This is a genomic window from Phytohabitans sp. LJ34, from assembly GCF_052068095.1.
Lineage (GTDB): Bacteria > Actinomycetota > Actinomycetes > Mycobacteriales > Micromonosporaceae > Phytohabitans.
This window is the reverse complement of record NZ_JBQHDG010000009.1, coordinates 235,209-249,766: the sequence shown is the minus strand read 5'-3', so window position 1 is coordinate 249,766 and position 14,558 is coordinate 235,209. Positions and strand designations below refer to the sequence as shown.

The 14,558-nt window shown below is 71.6% G+C and carries 14 protein-coding genes; 7 read left to right on the top strand and 7 right to left on the bottom strand.

The genetic code is table 11. From position 1 onward, the window contains the following. Positions 1–519 precede the first annotated feature (519 nt). Positions 520–1,215, bottom strand: coding sequence for a DUF4097 family beta strand repeat-containing protein (locus tag ACTMTJ_RS18530; protein WP_441218132.1), 696 nt, complete (start codon positions 1,213–1,215; stop codon positions 520–522). 164 nt (positions 1,216–1,379) lie between these two features. On the opposite strand from ACTMTJ_RS18530, the gene ACTMTJ_RS18525 reads away from it, so the two are divergent. Next, entirely contained in the window at positions 1,380–2,186 is an 807-nt protein-coding gene (locus tag ACTMTJ_RS18525; RefSeq protein ID WP_441218130.1) for an SAM-dependent methyltransferase, read from the top strand. Next, positions 2,183–3,895: a putative bifunctional diguanylate cyclase/phosphodiesterase gene (locus tag ACTMTJ_RS18520; RefSeq protein ID WP_441218128.1), complete on the top strand. Its 1,713-nt coding sequence runs from the start codon at positions 2,183–2,185 to the stop codon at positions 3,893–3,895. The genes ACTMTJ_RS18525 and ACTMTJ_RS18520 overlap by 4 nt, the downstream gene beginning before the upstream one ends. 27 nt (positions 3,896–3,922) lie before the next feature. Here the strand turns inward: ACTMTJ_RS18520 and ACTMTJ_RS18515 are convergent, their stop codons facing one another. Both ACTMTJ_RS18515 and ACTMTJ_RS18510 read right to left on the bottom strand, forming a co-directional pair. After that, entirely contained in the window at positions 3,923–5,500 is a 1,578-nt protein-coding gene (locus ACTMTJ_RS18515) for a phytoene desaturase family protein (RefSeq protein ID WP_441218244.1), read from the bottom strand. Between the two features lie 24 nt (positions 5,501–5,524). After that, positions 5,525–5,926, bottom strand: a complete 402-nt coding sequence (locus ACTMTJ_RS18510) for a ChaB family protein (RefSeq protein ID WP_441218126.1) — start codon at positions 5,924–5,926, stop codon at positions 5,525–5,527. A 91-nt stretch (positions 5,927–6,017) separates the two neighbouring features. Here ACTMTJ_RS18510 and ACTMTJ_RS18505 point away from each other — a divergent pair, with 91 nt between their 5' ends. The 3 genes from ACTMTJ_RS18505 to ACTMTJ_RS18495 are packed head-to-tail and all read left to right on the top strand — an operon-like array spanning position 6,018 to position 7,829. Next, positions 6,018–6,950, top strand: a complete 933-nt coding sequence (locus tag ACTMTJ_RS18505) for a YihY/virulence factor BrkB family protein (protein ID WP_441218124.1) — start codon at positions 6,018–6,020, stop codon at positions 6,948–6,950. Between the two features lie 10 nt (positions 6,951–6,960). Then, positions 6,961–7,371, top strand: a complete 411-nt coding sequence (locus ACTMTJ_RS18500; RefSeq protein ID WP_441218122.1) for a DUF2795 domain-containing protein — start codon at positions 6,961–6,963, stop codon at positions 7,369–7,371. 11 nt (positions 7,372–7,382) lie between these two features. After that, positions 7,383–7,829 (top strand): SRPBCC family protein, encoded by a 447-nt coding sequence (locus ACTMTJ_RS18495; protein ID WP_441218120.1) that lies wholly within the window; start codon positions 7,383–7,385, stop codon positions 7,827–7,829. A gap of 125 nt (positions 7,830–7,954) precedes the next feature. Here the strand turns inward: ACTMTJ_RS18495 and ACTMTJ_RS18490 are convergent, their stop codons facing one another. Next, on the bottom strand, positions 7,955–9,154 hold the full coding sequence (locus ACTMTJ_RS18490) for an MFS transporter (protein WP_441218118.1): 1,200 nt from the start codon (positions 9,152–9,154) through the stop codon (positions 7,955–7,957). A gap of 181 nt (positions 9,155–9,335) precedes the next feature. Here ACTMTJ_RS18490 and ACTMTJ_RS18485 point away from each other — a divergent pair, with 181 nt between their 5' ends. Both ACTMTJ_RS18485 and ACTMTJ_RS18480 read left to right on the top strand, forming a co-directional pair. After that, positions 9,336–9,545: a hypothetical protein gene (locus ACTMTJ_RS18485; protein WP_441218116.1), complete on the top strand. Its 210-nt coding sequence runs from the start codon at positions 9,336–9,338 to the stop codon at positions 9,543–9,545. Positions 9,546–9,646: 101 nt separating this feature from the next. Further along, positions 9,647–10,021, top strand: a complete 375-nt coding sequence (locus ACTMTJ_RS18480) for a DUF6401 family natural product biosynthesis protein (RefSeq protein ID WP_441218114.1) — start codon at positions 9,647–9,649, stop codon at positions 10,019–10,021. 193 nt (positions 10,022–10,214) lie between these two features. Here ACTMTJ_RS18480 and ACTMTJ_RS18475 read toward each other — a convergent pair whose 3' ends face one another. From ACTMTJ_RS18475 to ACTMTJ_RS18465, 3 genes are all read right to left on the bottom strand, one after another. Then, positions 10,215–11,102 (bottom strand): mechanosensitive ion channel family protein, encoded by an 888-nt coding sequence (locus tag ACTMTJ_RS18475; RefSeq protein ID WP_441218112.1) that lies wholly within the window; start codon positions 11,100–11,102, stop codon positions 10,215–10,217. Positions 11,103–11,217: 115 nt separating this feature from the next. Continuing rightward, positions 11,218–13,254, bottom strand: a complete 2,037-nt coding sequence (locus ACTMTJ_RS18470) for a glycerophosphodiester phosphodiesterase family protein (protein ID WP_441218242.1) — start codon at positions 13,252–13,254, stop codon at positions 11,218–11,220. Between the two features lie 64 nt (positions 13,255–13,318). Continuing rightward, the gene (locus tag ACTMTJ_RS18465; RefSeq protein WP_441218110.1) at positions 13,319–14,398 is read right to left on the bottom strand and encodes a cellulose binding domain-containing protein; all 1,080 of its coding nucleotides are present in this window, start codon (positions 14,396–14,398) and stop codon (positions 13,319–13,321) included. Between the last annotated feature and the right edge of the window lie 160 nt (positions 14,399–14,558).

Sequence of the window (14,558 nt, the reverse complement as noted above, 5' to 3'; positions counted from 1 at the left end):
TTCGGAGTCGGGGTGTCGCGCCCTCGTGAAAGACATATTTGCCCACGTCCGCGTCAGCTGTAGACCGTATGCTCCCGCGGGCACCGCTCCCGGCCGGCGGCTCGCAGACCGAGCCGAAACCCCCGGCCGTCCACTGCCAGGCCCGCGGTGCAAGCCATCTCGGTACCTGTTGCCCCTGTGTCACGCCCATTTGGGCGAACGATCATGACACCGCCCACATGCTGAGCCACATCCGCGAACAGTGGGAAGGGTGGGCCGGCGCGGCCCGGCCACCCCTAAACCGCAGCCAGCGCGCGAAGCCAGGACCACCATCTGTGACGCGGCGTCAGCAGGCTCAGCCGAGAAACCTTGAGATCTAGGAGAGTTAGGGCTGGTATGGCGCCCTGACTCTCCTAGATCTCGAATCTTGGACCGCGCGCACGGCGACGGCGGTTACTCAGGGCGAGGGGTGACCGCGACAAAAGGGCGTGGGTGAGCGCCTGATCGGTGGCTGCACAGTTGCGGAAGGGCGAGGCGGGGTTAGGCGGCCCGGACGGTGATGTCGCCGACGTCGGCGGTGAGCTTGACGCGGTGGTCGGCGCCGGGGCGGTTGGGGAGGTCGATCGTGGTGTCGCCCATGTCGACGTCGACGTCGAAGCTGTAGGACGCGCCGGACGGCAGGTGGACGGTGGTGCTGCCGACGTCGTTGGTGGCGTCCAGGCTGGCCGGTGCCGTGCCGTACCGGAGGTCGACGTCGCCCACGTTGGTGCGGATCCGGGTCGTGCCGGCCAGGCCGGTGCCTTTGATCGTGCCGACGTCGGTGGTCACGTCGAGCGCGCCGGTGATGCCGGTGATCGTGACGGGCGCGGCGTCCACCTCGATGTTGAGGGCGACGCCGGCCGGTGCCTCTATGCGGTAGTTGGTCTCGCAGGTCTTGCGGATGCGGATCTGCGCGTCGCAGCCCTTGTCCACAAGGTAGAGCGTGCCGCCGTCGGTGCGGTGGCTGGTCTTCGGGGAGGTGCCGGTGTACTCGCGGCGCTCCGTCACCCGTACCCCGGTGTCGGTCGCCACGACCTCGACGGCGCCGGCCTGGCCGTTGAGCTGGATGGTCTTGATGTCGCCGCGCACGTCGTACGTCTCGGCGGTGCTGGACTTCTCGCCGTCGACAAGGCCGCAGCCGGCGGCGGCGAGGATGGCGGCTGTGGCGAGACCCAGAGTGGACAGTCTGGCAAGCATGCGCCGATCGTCCCGGCGTGTTGGCCTTAAACGAATCCGGCGCCGACCCTGACCTGGCCCGGAACCCGCTCCCCTACGGGCGGTCATGGCAATGTATCGATCGCGGAATTGAGCCGTGGGCGGGAAGACAGGATACTTGGTGTCCTACCACCCAGAGGAGCGCGATGACGGACCGACCGGACTGGGCACCCGCCGACGTCGATCACCACACCGCCACCGTGGCCAGGGCGTATGACTACCTGCTCGGCGGTTCGCACAACTTCGCCGCCGACCGGGCGCTGGCCCGCCAGCTGATATCCGTCTTTCCGGATGCCAAGGTGCAGGCGCGGATCAATCGGGCATTTCTCCACCGTGCCACGCGCTACGTGCTCGACCAGGGCATCCGCCAGTTCCTCGACATCGGCTCCGGCATCCCCACGGTCGGCAACGTGCACGAGATCGCACAGAAGGTGGACCCGGACGCGCGCGTGGCCTATGTGGACATCGACCCCATCGCGGTGGCGCACAGCCGCCAGATCCTGGCGGGCAACCCGCACGCGACCGCGATCCGAGAAGACCTGAGCCAGCCGCGGGCGATCCTGGAGCACCCGTCCGTGGCCGGCCTGCTCGACTTCGACGAGCCGGTGGCGCTGCTGCTCGTCGCCGTGCTGCACGCCGTCCGCGACGACCGCGACCCCTACGGCGCGTTGGCCCTGCTCAAGGAGCGGCTGGCGCCCGGGAGCTATCTGGTGATCGGCCACGGCACCCACGAGCGCCACCCCGACGAGTTCCGCGAGGCGGTCAAGGCCGTCGAGCACACGCCCACACCGCTGGCGATGCGCACCCACGCGGAGATCTTGCGGTTCTTCGACGGATTCGAGATGGTGGAGCCGGGTCTGGTCTGGACGCACGAGTGGCGCCCCGACTCCCCCGACGACACGCCGAGCAATCTCTCCGCACTCAACTACGGGGGTGTCGGACGCAAGCCATGACGCCCGTCGAGCGGTTCGCGCTGGCGTGGAGCAGGTCGGTCCACGACGCCAGCTACGTGCTCCTGCCCAGCGGCGAGCGGGACGCGTTCTTCCTCGACCTGACCGAGCGGATCGTGGCGGCGCTGACCGCCGAGCGGTTCGACCCGGCGGTCGGCTACCGGGTCGGCGTCGACCTGGCCAGCACCGAGGAGATCGCGCCGGAGGCGCTCGGGCGCACCATCACCGAGCTGTCCACCCGACTTCTCTCCACGCTCGACCTGTCCGGTGTGGTCAGCCGCGACCGGCTCACCGCCCTCGTCGAGGCGCTCGCGATGGGATACGCGACCGCGCTGCACGACTACACCCTCGACCGGCAGGAGGCCGTGCGCCGGGCCGACATCACCGCGCGCTCGGAGGCGGAGCTGGCCCTGCGCCGCAGCGAGGAGCGGCTGCGCCACGCCGCCCTCCACGACTCGCACACCGGCCTGCCCAACCGGGTCCAGCTCACCCAGTGGCTGGGCGAGCTGCGCACCGACCCGGCAGGGCCGACCCGCTTCGGCGTCTGCCTGATCGGCCTCGACCGCTTCCACTCGGTCAACAACAGCCTCGGATACGCCGCCGGCGACCGCCTCCTCACCGCCGTCGCGGAGCGGCTGGCCCACCTCCCCGACAGTGTCGCCTGCCACCTCGGCGGCGACGAGTTCGCGCTGCTGCTGCGGGGCACGTCCGAGCCGGAAGACGCCATCAAGTCCGCCGACCGCGCGTTGGCGGCGTTGCGCACGCCGTTCGAAGTGGACGGTCACGAGTTGCCGATGTCCGCCAGCGCGGGCGTCGTAGAGCAGGCCGTGTCCGACGGTGACCCGGTCGACGCGCTGCGTGCCGCCGCGATGGCGCTGCACTGGGCCAAGGTGGACGGTCGCGACCGGTGGCGGTTCTTCGACGAGCGGCGCAACGCGAGCGCGGTCGCCCGCTACCGGCTGTCCGCCGAGATGCCGGCCGCGCTCGCCCGCCGCGAGTTCGGGCTGGCCTACCAGCCGATGGTCGACCTCGCCACCGGCAAGGTGGTGGGCGTGGAGAGCCTGGCCCGGTGGGACCACCCGGAGCTTGGGCAGCTGGGCCCCGACCGGTTCATCACGCTCGCCGAAGACTCCGGCTTCATCCTGCCGCTCGGCATGCACCTGCTGGAGATGGCCTGCCGCCAGGCGGTGCGCTGGCACGGTGAGGACACCGAGCCACCTTTCGTGAGCGTCAACCTCGCCGCCCGGCAGCTGTGCCACCCGGGCCTCGCGGCCGAGGTCGCCGCCGTGCTCGACCGGGTCGGGCTGCCGCCACACCGGCTCCAGCTTGAGATCACCGAGCACGCGGCGATGACCGCCGAGGCCGAGGCGATCGACAACGTACGCGCGCTCGCCGGCATGGCGGTGCGGGTCGCGCTCGACGACTTCGGCACCGGCTACTGCGGACTGTCCTATCTGCGCAACCTGCCGGTGCACGCGATCAAGCTGGCCGGCACGTTCGTCGCCGGCCTCGACGGCAACGGCCCGGCCAGCCGCACCGACGAGGCGGTGCTGGCCGCGCTGATCCACCTCGGGCACACGCTGCGGCTCACCGTCACCGCCGAGGGCATCGAGTCGGAGCACCAGCGCTCGCGCCTGCTCGCGCTGGGCTGCGACGTCGGCCAGGGCTGGCTGCTGGGCCGCCCCACGACCGCCGACAAGCTCTTCACCTAGGCCTGTCCCGACATCCAGGCGACAGGCCTAGTACAGCGTGCGGTGCGCGGCCGCGATCAGGGCGTGGTAGGCGTCGCCGGTCAGGAAGCGGTCGCGGGCCAGGGCCGCGCGGGCCGCGTTGGCGCCCGGGCCGCCGTGCACGCCCGCGCCCGGGTGCGCCGACGAGCTGGCGAGGTAGAGCCGGTCGATGGGTGTGTCGGCCCGGCCGAGCCCCGGGATCGGGCGCAGGAAGAGCTGCTGGTAGGCCGCCGCGGTGCCGCCGCCCAGCGCGCCGCCGACCAGGCTCGGGTTTTCCCGCTCCAGGTCGCCCGGACCGGCCACGTGGCGCCCGACCACCAGCCGGCCGAAGCCCGGTGCCTGCTCCTCCAGCACGCTCTCCATCCGCTGTACGTGCGCCATCACCTCGCCCGCCGCCCACTCGCGCCGGAACGGCAGGTGGGTGTAGGACCACAGCGACTCGGTGCCGGCCGGCGAGCGGGCCGGGTCGGCGGTCGTCATCTGTCCAACCAGGAGGAACGGGTGGCTGGGCACCTCGCCGGTCGCGAGCGCGGCCGCGTAGCGGGTCAGCCCGTCGAGGTCGGCGCCGAGGTGGACGGTGCCGGCGCCGGCCGCGGCCGGATTCTTCCACGGCATCGGGGCGGAAAGCGCCCAGTCCACCTTGACCGTCGAGCCGTCCCACTGGAAGTGCGCGAGGTCCTCGACCAGGCGGGGCGGCAGTCGCGCCGCGCCGACGAGGTGTAGGTAGAGCGCGGGTGCGGGCACGTCGGCGAGCACCGCGCGGCGGGCCCGCCACCGCCGGCCGTCCACGGTGGACACACCCAGCGCGCGGCCCCGTGCGGTCAGCACCCGGTCGGCGCGGGCCGTGTACTCGACGCGCCCGCCGCGATCCCGCAGCCGCGCCACGAGCGCCTCGGTGATGCGCCGCGCGCCGCCCTCCGGCACCGGCCAGCCGTGCTCCTGGCCCAGCATCGCCAGCAGCCAGCCGTAGACGCCGCTGCCCACGTCCTCAGTGGACAGGTCGGTGTGCAACGCGCAGCCGGCCATCAGCAGCTGGGCGCCCTCGCCGCGAAACAACTCCCGGCCCAGTTTGCGGCTGGGCAGGATCAGCCGGCGGGCCAGACGCAACGCCCCGGTCGGCCGTAGCCGGGCGAGCAGCGCCGCGCCGCCGCGTACCGGCGGGAAGGGCGTGAAGAGGGTGTCGAGCATCGGCGCGGAGACCGAGCGCCACTCGGCGTACGCGTCGAGCCAGCGCTCGCCGTCACCGGCGGCGAACTCCTCGACCGAGGCCGCGGTCGTCTCGGGCCGGCGGTTGAGCGTGGCCGCGCGCCCGTCGGGCAGCAGGTGGGCGAGCACGTCCGGCGCGTGCCGCCAGGAGAGGCCGAGGTCGAGCGCGCGCATCACCGGCGACGCGTACCCCAGCGGGTAGAACGAGCTGTAGAGGTCGCTCAGGTAGCCGGGCGCGGTGACCTCGGCCGACTTGATCGCCCCGCCGGGCTCCGCGGTGGCCTCCAGCACCACCACGTCCCACCCGGCGTCGGCCAGCAGGTTGGCGGCGACGAGGCCGTTGTGCCCCGCGCCGACGACGACGGCGTCGGTGTTGGTCACGTCAGGTGCGTCCACACCTGCAAACTACCGCTGGCGGGCCTTGGCGGTGCTGCGGTTGTTGGCCTTCTCGATCGCCTCGACGAGCTCCGCCTTGTTCATCTTGGAACGGCCGGAGACGTCGAGCTTGCGCGCGATCTCCATGAGGTGCTGCTTGGAGGCGTTGGCGTCGACGCCACCGGCGGTTTCCGCGGGCCGGTCGCCGTACGAGCGGGCGGCCTGCGCGTCGCTCGGGCCCTTGCGCTCCTTCGGCTCCCAGTGGTCGCCGACCTTCTCGAACGAGTGCTTCAGCGCGGCGAAGGCGGTCCGGTGCGACCGCTCACCCTCGCCGTACGTCTCGACCGCCGAGTCGTGTGTCTCCGCCCAGGTGTCCTGCGCCTTCTTCGGGGAGCGCCGGATCGTGCTGGGCATGTCCTCGCGTCCGGGCATGGTCTTCTCCTCTCCGGAGCGTCTGAAATCCCCTACCCGACGGTCGCGGGCACAAACGTTTGCCCACGTCACACCTCGGGTAGAGGCGGGCATGGCGTCAACTGCGGCACCGACGGGCACGGCGCGTCGCCGGAGGCTTTCCCGGACCTCGTTCGCGACCTGGCGGGGCGTGCTCGTCCGCGCCGGACGCGAGTTCATGGACGACAACTGCACCGACTGGGCGGCCGCGCTGACGTACTACGGCGTGCTCTCCCTCTTCCCCGCGATGATCGTGATCGTCGCGCTGGTCGGGCTGGTCTCCGAGGGCGAGCGCACGGTCGACACGATCGTCGACATCGCCACCGACCTGGGCGCCGGCTCGATCGTCAAGAACCCAGGCGTCGTGGACCAGATCCGCGACGTGACCGACCAGGGCTCGGCGAGCGTGCTGCTCAGCTTCGGCCTCCTGGGCGCGCTCTGGTCCGCCTCCGGGTACATCGGCGCGTTCACCCGCGCCTCGAACGCGATCTACGAAGTCGAGGAGAGCCGCAAGTTCTACAAGCTGCGCCCGATCCAGCTGCTCATCACCGCCGTCGCGCTGGTACTGCTCGCGCTGGTCGCGCTGATGCTGATCGTGAGCGGATCGGTCACCGACGCGATCGGCAACGCGCTGGGCGTCGGCGACGGCGCGCGGATGACCTGGTCCGTGCTGAAGTGGCCGGTGCTCGTCCTCATCGTGATGCTGCTACTCGGCCTGATGTTCTGGATCGCGCCGGACGTCGAGCAGCCGCGCTTCCGATGGATCACGATCGGCGGCGCGGTGACGATCGTGGTGTGGGCGATCGCGTCGTTCGGCTTCGGGCTCTACGTGGCCAACTTCAGCTCCTATCAGGGCACCTACGGCACGCTGGCCGGCGTGATCGCGTTCCTGGTCTGGCTGTACCTGTCGAACTGCGCGGTCCTGCTCGGCGTCGAGATCAACGCCGAGGCGCGGCGGGTGGCCATGCCCGAGGCGGAGGAGTTTGCCTCCCGCGAGCCGGGGTAGGACCCAGGACATGGATCGGGGCAGCAGCAAGCACGGCCCGCGCTTGGACGACGAAATGGCCCGCGAGGTGCGGGGCACCGTCCAGGGCATGGCCGGATCGCGGGTCGAGGAATGGCGCGAGCCGGAACCGGCCGGCGAGGACCAGCCCGAGGCTACCGAAGTGCCGGCTGGAGAGAGCCGGGCCGGAGTCCCGCAGGGCATGACCAACGAGGAGGTGGAGCGGCGCAGTGAGCTGGGTCGGTACCTCGACCTGTCCGCGCTGCCCGCCGACCGCGAAGCCCTGCGGCGTACGGCCGAGAAGAACAACGCGCCCGACGACGTACTGGACGAGCTGGGCCGCCTGCCGGCGGACCGCACGTTCGGGACGGTGTCCGAGGTGTGGGCCGTACTTGGGCACGCGAACGAAACGAAAAGGTGGTAGGAGGACCCCCAATGGGTGGTGTAACCGAATCGGTGGACGTGGCTGTACCAGTGCGGACCGCCTACAACCAATGGACCCAGTTCGAAGAGTTCCCCCGCTTCATGGAAGGCGTCCAGGAGGTCCGGCAGCTGTCGGACACCATGACCCACTGGAAGACGGAGATCGCCGGCGTCAAACGCGAGTTCGACGCCCGGATCACCGAGCAGATCCCTGACGAGCGGGTGGCCTGGACCTCGACCGAGGGCACCAGGCAGGCCGGTGTGGTGACGTTCCACCGGCTCGACGACACCCACAGCCGCGTGACGGCACAGGTGGAGTTCGAGCCGGATGGCGCGGTGGAGAAGGCGGCCGACAAGCTCGGCGCCGTGACCCACCGGGTCAAGGGCGACCTCAAGCGGTTCAAGGAGTTCATCGAAAACCGCGGCCAGGAGACAGGCGCCTGGCGCGGCGAGGTCTAGGAAACCATTTGAAGGGGTCACGGAGGCTTCCGCCTCCGTGACCCCGAACGCGAACGCTCCAGCCGTCCGTGGCGAAAAGTGGCCCCTGGAGGGGCCAGAATTCGCCACGCACACGCGGGAGCTCTCTAAGTCTGGACGGCCGGGGTTTCGATCGTGCTGTCGCCGGCGCGGCGGCGGGACGACGCGGCGTAGAGGAGCATGAGCAGCAGGCTCATCACGACCAGGGACGGGCCGAGTGCCTCCACGTCGACGCGGCTGATCAGGATGCCGACGAGGCCGGGCAGGAGCGCGCCGCCGAGGGCCGACGCGCCGAGTTGCACGCCGATCGTGCGGTCCGCGTGTGCCTCGCCGACCCGGTCGGCCGTCATCAGGGTCATCAGCGGAAATACCGGTGCCGCCGAGAAGCCGATGATGCCCAGCCCCAGCGCCGCCACCCAGCCGGGCGCGGGCAGCGCGACGAGCACCGCGCCGCCCGCCATGCCCGCGAGGCTGGCCCACAGCACCTGGCCGCTGCCGACCCGCTCGGCGACGATGCCCTGCACCACGCGGCCGAGGAAGAGGCAGGCCCAGTAGCCGGAGACGCAGACGCCGGCCACCGCGTCGCTGATCCCGCGTCCTTCGGTCAGCAGCGTGTACGCCCACAGGCCGGCCGCCACCTCCACCGCGACGTACACGCCGAACGCGAGCGCGCCGAGCCACACGGCCGGGATCACGAGCGTGGCGCGGATCGGCACGGCGGGAGGCGCGGGCAGGTCGCCGTTCGCCGGGCGGTGCACGGCCCAGCGGTTCACCGTCACCACGAACGCGCCCGCCAGCAACGCCTGTGCGCCGGCGACCACCCCGTACCCCCATCGCCAGGACAGGCCCGCGGAGAGTGCGGTGGTCATGATCAAAGGGCCGATGGCGACGCCGAGGCCGAAGAACGCGTGCAGCCAGTTCATGTGGCGGGGGCCGAAGGCCGCCGCGGCGTAGGCGTTGAGGCCGGAGTCGATCGCGCCGCCACCGAGGCCGAGCACGAGCGCGAACGCCACCATCACGGCGAGCACCGGCGAGGCCGCGTACGCCGCGAGGCTGATCGCGCAGAGCGCCGTACTGCCGGCGAGCAGCCGCCCGACGCCCAGCCGCGCGATCGTGAAACCGGCCGCCACGCTGGATGTCAGGTAGCCCACCGTGCCCACGGTCAACAGCAGACCCACGGTCTCGCGGGGTACGCCGAACTCCTCGCTGATCGACGGCCAGCCCACGCCGAGCAGGCCGTCGGGCAGGCCGAGGCTGATGAACGCGAAGTAGGCCAGGAGGAGCATGCCCCCGCGGGTACGAGTCACAAGAAGCGATCTTAGGTCGGCGCGGACTCCCGGCGGATCTTGGACGAGCCGGTGCCCACCGACCAGTCCACTTCAGCCACCTTGCGCGCGGCCGACGCACGGGCGTCCAAACCGGACGCACACGGCAACATCAGCCGAACGACCGACGGGCGATCGGGGCACATCGAGCAAAACTGTCCGGATGCGTCGTGCCCCCCAAGCCACCGGCTTCCTCAACCCGCGCCAGCGCCGCCTCGCCTGGCTGGGCTTCATCCTGCTCGCCTGCCAGGCGCCCATTTCCGCGAAGATCCTGCCGGACGACTCGTGGTTGTTCAGCATCGTGGTCGCCCTCATGGTGGCGACGGTCATCATGGCCGATGACACGATGCGACGGCGTCCTGCCACAGAGTAATCACGCACGGGGTGACGTCCGTCTCAACCCCGCGCGCGACCGTAAGATTCAGCCGACCAGACGAGGCTGGCCCCACCGTGCCCCGGCTAGCGTCGATGCCCATGAGTGGGCTGTTCAACGGCTTTACCTCGCGGGCCGCCACGCGTTCGGCACGTTCCGCCATCAGCGGGATGATGTCGGCGTTCGGCGCGGCCGGCCTCGATGCGGCCGCCCGCCACCCCGGCCTGCTGGCCGCCATCGACCAGCACGCGGCGGCGATCCGCGACAGCCTCCTAGGCGACCTGCGGCCGCTGACGCCGGTGCACCTGGCAGGCTACGCCGAGGGCGTCCGCGACGCGGCCGCCGAGCACGGCTGGCACCTGCCCGAGGGGCCGATCGACTGGTCGGCAGGCGCCGACTGGGTGCTCACCCGGCTGCTCGCGGTCTGCCACCTGGCCCACGGTCTGGCCTCGATCCCCGCTCCCCGCACCGCCTGATTTTCTGGGCTACCGCGACGTCCGTCGTGGTCTGTGCCGTTGCTCCCGCGGCCTCACCCGTCCGCTGTTGGTCGCGGTCACCCCTGTTTTCGCCTCCGGCGGGAGCGCTCCGGACCGTCGGGATGGCGCAGGCGAGTGGCGCGCGCGAAGCGGGGCGCCCCGAAGGGCGCCCCGCGTCCACGTTCGCGGCGAGCTACTGCTGGGGTTCGATCCGCTGGGTTTCGTCGTCCGCGCGTGGCGGCATCGTCCCGCCGGTCGGGTAGACGCCCGAAGGGGCGGCCCCACCCGTGCCCGACATCGCGGGCGTCGCCATCGGGGCGGGCTCGCCGGCGCGGTCGGCCATCTGCCGGCGGGCGTCCTCGCGGCCGCTGCTGTACGCCTGCGTCTGCTCGCGGATGGCCTGCGACTCGGCGGCCGCCCGGTCGAGCAGCCCCTCCCAGCGCTGCTGCATCGGGCGGATCAGGCCGCCGCCCACACCCACGATCAGGATGCCGGCGATCGTGGCGAGCGCGGCGATCAGCACCGGCGTGGTGACCGTGGTGGCGATGCCGACCTGGTTGAGGGCCGCGATCGCGCCCAGCACGATGATGAACGCCCAGGCCATCGTGGCCAGCAGCTTGCCGTAGGACAGGCCGCCGAGCGCGCTGCCGACGAGGTCGCGCACCGCGTTCGCGATCGCGATGGCGACCACCATGATGACGATCGCGACGAAGGCCTTGGGCAGCCACGACACCACGCTCGTGATCAGGTCGCTGACCGGGTTGGGGCCCCAGATGGAGAAGGCGATCTGGAGGACGAGCAGCAGCGCCGCGTAGTAGACGATCCGCGAGGTGATCGTGCTGGCGTCGTACCGGCTGTTCTGGAACGCGCGACCCATGCCGCCCCGCTCGATGGCGCGGTCGAGGCCGACCCGCTTCAACGCCTTGTACACGATGCGGCGGATGAACCGCGCCACGATCCACCCGACGAAGAGGATCGCCAGGAAGGCGACCGCCTTCGGGAGGAAGACGAACACGGACTTCCACATATCGGTGAGCGCGCTGTCGATGTCGACTTGCCGCACCGCCAAGGGCTCGGACATTGCAGCCTCCAGTTCCCATAGCTCCTTTGGCAGATCATGCACCCCTTCTGAGCATTTATCTGGTATTTCGGACAAAAAGGGAGCCCGCCCTCGAAAGGGCGGGCTCCCGGGAGCGTCAGCGGAGACCGTTGCGGATCGCCACCGCGACGAGCGCGTCGGGGTCGTCGGAGATGATCCCGTCCACGCCCAGGTCGATCACGCGCTGCATGACGGCCGGGTCGTTGACCGTGTACGGCACCACCTTCAGGTCGTACCGGTCCTGGAGCACCGGCACCGTCGGCCCGTGGAAGTAGGTCGGGTCGGTGCGCAAGTACCAGTCCGGCGATTGCGCCGCCACCTGCGCCGGGTCGTGCACCTGCCAGTTGGAGGAGACCGTGGCGGCACCCGCGGCGCGGACCAGCTTGCCCAGGTCGCGGTACTTCCACCAGTCCAGCCCACCGGTCCACGGGCTCTTGACGGACGGGTCGCCGTACACCGCCTGGAGCGAGCACTCGTCGGCGAGCGTGGCGCACTCGGCCGGGCCGTACTGCCACACCAGCGCCACCGTCTCGATCCGCCGGTCGAGCTTGCGGGCCAGGATGATCGTGCGCCAGTCGAAGGACTGGATGGTCACCCGGTCGACAAAGCGAGCCTTCTGGATGGCGCCCACCAGCAGCCGCGTGAACACGTCGTACGGTGCCGTGTCGCCGGCGGTCGGGCTGATCTTGGTCTCGATGTTCAACCGGACGTCGGCGCGGCCGCTCGCCCGCACCAGCGCGAACACCTCACTGAGCGTGGGGATGCGAGCCCCCGGCACGGCGACCTGCGAAGGGAACTCGGCCAGCGTCTTCGAGCCGCAGTCGATCGTCTTGATCTGGCGGAGCGTGAGGTCGTGCACCCGCTTGCCCACGTACGGGAACTCCGGGTCGCCCGCCCACGCCGGCGCGGTGTCCACGCAGTGCGAGCCGTTGATCGTGCGGTCGTGGATCACCACGAGCTGCCCGTCCTGGGTGACGCCCGTGTCCAGCTCCAGCGTGGAGACCGCGCGGTTGGCCAGCGCGTACTCGAACGCGGGAAGCGTGTTCTCCGGCCGCACCGCCCGAGCGCCCCGGTGGCCCTGGATGTCGAACGGCGAGGCGTACCCGCTGGGCAGCTTGAAGCCGCGCTGCGCGAGCAGCCCGCGCAGCCGGTCGGGGTAGTCGGTGATGATGCCGTCCACCCCGTCGTCGACGAGCTTGCCCATGGTGGGCAGGTCGTTGATGGTCCACGGCACGACCTTGATGCCGTTGCGGTGCGCGTGGCGCACCATCTCCTTGGTCACGTACGGCTTGTAGCCGGGATCGACCACCGAGCCGCCCTGCGGCGTGCCGTGCACCGGGGAGAACGTGGTCGCCCCGAAGCTCTTGATCGCCTTGATCGGGTCGCCACCAAAGTCGTCGATGTCGATGCCGCCCAGCCACGGCGAGGCGCCCGGCTTGCCGGTCTGAAGGAAGTCGATGTTGGTGAGCGCCACCAGCGGGAGGCGCGGCTCGACCTCGCGCATGCGCATCAGCGCGCCCCAGTCGAAGCTCTGGATCGTGACCTGGCGCAGCAGCCCCGCCTTGCGGACCTCCCGCGCGGTCACCCGCACGAACTGCTCGCGCGGCGCCGTCTCGCTCGGTGCCCCCGCCTCCACTTTGGTCTCCACGTTCAGCTTCACACCGCTAGCGCCGTAGCGGTTGACGAGCGCGAAAACCTCGCTGAGCAGCGGCATGCGCGCGCCCGGCACCGCGACCTGGCCCGGCCGGTCGGCGAGCGTCTTGCTGCCGCAGTCGAGCGTGCGCACCTGGGCCAGGGTGAGCGTGTTGACGTACTTGCCCACGTACGGGAACTCGGGGTCACCGGGCGTGGCCGGCGCCGTGTCGGTGCACTTGGTGCCGGTCACCCGGCGGTCGTGGGTGACCACCGCCTGGCCGTCCTCGGTGATCTGCACATCCAGCTCCAGCGTGCTCACGCCGAGCTGGAGGGCGTTGCCGAAGGAGGCGAGCGTGCTCTCCACCCGCAGGCCGAGCCCACCGCGGTGGGCCTGGAGGTCGAATTCCGGCTTGTGCTTCGGGTGCGCGACGGCCGCGCCGGGCAGCACCGTGAGGGTAAGGCCCGCAGCCAGCGCCGCGAGAGCGATTCTCCGCATCATCACGCGCGTGATCGTCGCGAAGCGGGACGGCCTCCGCGCGTGCGCGGGGTGAACACAAAGCTAACTACTCGCAGGCCCGCCCGTTGATCGCGCAGCCGGTGGGCTCGCCCGCCAGCAGCCCCGGCACGTCGAACGTGAACGTGGCCGACCCGCCCGCGGCCACCTCGCCGCGCCCGGCCAGCGGCGTGAACGTCACAAGCTCGCCGTCCTGCCGCGCGTCGGCCCCCTCGACGCTGTCGACCTTCTGCCCGGCGGGGAGGCTGAGCGTGACCGTCCAGCCGTCGGCCGCGCCCTTGCCGCGGTTGGAGATGGTGACCTTGCCGCGGTAGCCGGTGAGCCCGAGCAGCCCGGTATTCGCCTCGCGCGAGTAGGCCGCGACGAGGTCGGCCGCGGCCGGCGGCGCCGCGCTGGTCGCCTCCGGCGAGGGCGGCGCGCTGCCCGCCGACGGCTCGGCACCGCCACCCGGCGCGGCGTCCGGAGACGGCTCGGCGCTCGGACCGGCCCGCCCCGGCGCGGCGGGCGTGGGCTCCGCCACCGGCGGCCCCTGCTCCCCCGCGGCCTCCGCCGACGGCATCGGCAGCCGCACATCACCCGTCGGCGGCCGGTTGGCCAGCAACACGGCGTAGGCTCCGCCGACGATGGCCACCGCCGCCACCACCACGAACGCGACCGCAAGACCCACCTCAGTGCGGGTCCACGGTGGTCGCCCTTGCTTTTTTGGTACGGACGCCGGCTTACCAGTCCGCGGCGCTCCGCCCGCCGGCGGCCGACTCGCACCGTCCCCCGACAACGGCGGCTCCGCCGCGTCCCCGCCACCCGGCTCCCGGCCCGCCCGCTCCCGCCCGGCAGACGCGCGACCGGCAGCCTCCCGGCCCGCTAGCTCCCGGCCCGCTGGCTCGCGGCCGGCTGGCGGACGGCGTGGCCTGGGCGTGCGGCCGGGCGGGGTGGCCTGGCTGGGCGCCGTGCCACCGAGCGGGGGTCGGTCCGGCGCGGGTCGCTCCGGCGACTCGCCGTCGGCCTCGGTCCCGGTCATGCTGTCGTCGAACTGCTGGAGCTCAGCGACGTATCCCATCACGCCGGCGTCGCGCTGGCGCGGGATGGGCGCCTCGACCGCCTCGTGCGTGCCTTTGGGATCAGCCGTCACGCCGCGACTATATGTGCGCCGCTCATATCGGGCGCAACCCCCTAATCCCTAGTCGCGCTCGGGGCGCGGGTCTGGGCCAAGGTCGTGGACAGCGGAGGGTGAGGCCGCGGGAGCAGCGGTCCGGACCACGGCGGACGTCGCGGCAGCTCAAATCCCTATC

What these genes read in the sequence shown, in the direction of transcription:
- ACTMTJ_RS18530 (WP_441218132.1), bottom strand. Translation starts at nt 1,215, where the DNA reads ATGCTTGCCAGACTGTCCACTCTGGGTCTCGCCACAGCCGCCATCCTC.
- ACTMTJ_RS18525 (WP_441218130.1), top strand. Translation starts at nt 1,380, where the DNA reads ATGACGGACCGACCGGACTGGGCACCCGCCGACGTCGATCACCACACC.
- ACTMTJ_RS18520 (WP_441218128.1), top strand. Translation starts at nt 2,183, where the DNA reads ATGACGCCCGTCGAGCGGTTCGCGCTGGCGTGGAGCAGGTCGGTCCAC.
- ACTMTJ_RS18510 (WP_441218126.1), bottom strand. Translation starts at nt 5,926, where the DNA reads ATGCCCGGACGCGAGGACATGCCCAGCACGATCCGGCGCTCCCCGAAG.
- ACTMTJ_RS18505 (WP_441218124.1), top strand. Translation starts at nt 6,018, where the DNA reads ATGGCGTCAACTGCGGCACCGACGGGCACGGCGCGTCGCCGGAGGCTT.
- ACTMTJ_RS18500 (WP_441218122.1), top strand. Translation starts at nt 6,961, where the DNA reads ATGGATCGGGGCAGCAGCAAGCACGGCCCGCGCTTGGACGACGAAATG.
- ACTMTJ_RS18495 (WP_441218120.1), top strand. Translation starts at nt 7,383, where the DNA reads ATGGGTGGTGTAACCGAATCGGTGGACGTGGCTGTACCAGTGCGGACC.
- ACTMTJ_RS18485 (WP_441218116.1), top strand. Translation starts at nt 9,336, where the DNA reads ATGCGTCGTGCCCCCCAAGCCACCGGCTTCCTCAACCCGCGCCAGCGC.
- ACTMTJ_RS18480 (WP_441218114.1), top strand. Translation starts at nt 9,647, where the DNA reads ATGAGTGGGCTGTTCAACGGCTTTACCTCGCGGGCCGCCACGCGTTCG.
- ACTMTJ_RS18475 (WP_441218112.1), bottom strand. Translation starts at nt 11,102, where the DNA reads ATGTCCGAGCCCTTGGCGGTGCGGCAAGTCGACATCGACAGCGCGCTC.
- ACTMTJ_RS18470 (WP_441218242.1), bottom strand. Translation starts at nt 13,254, where the DNA reads ATGATGCGGAGAATCGCTCTCGCGGCGCTGGCTGCGGGCCTTACCCTC.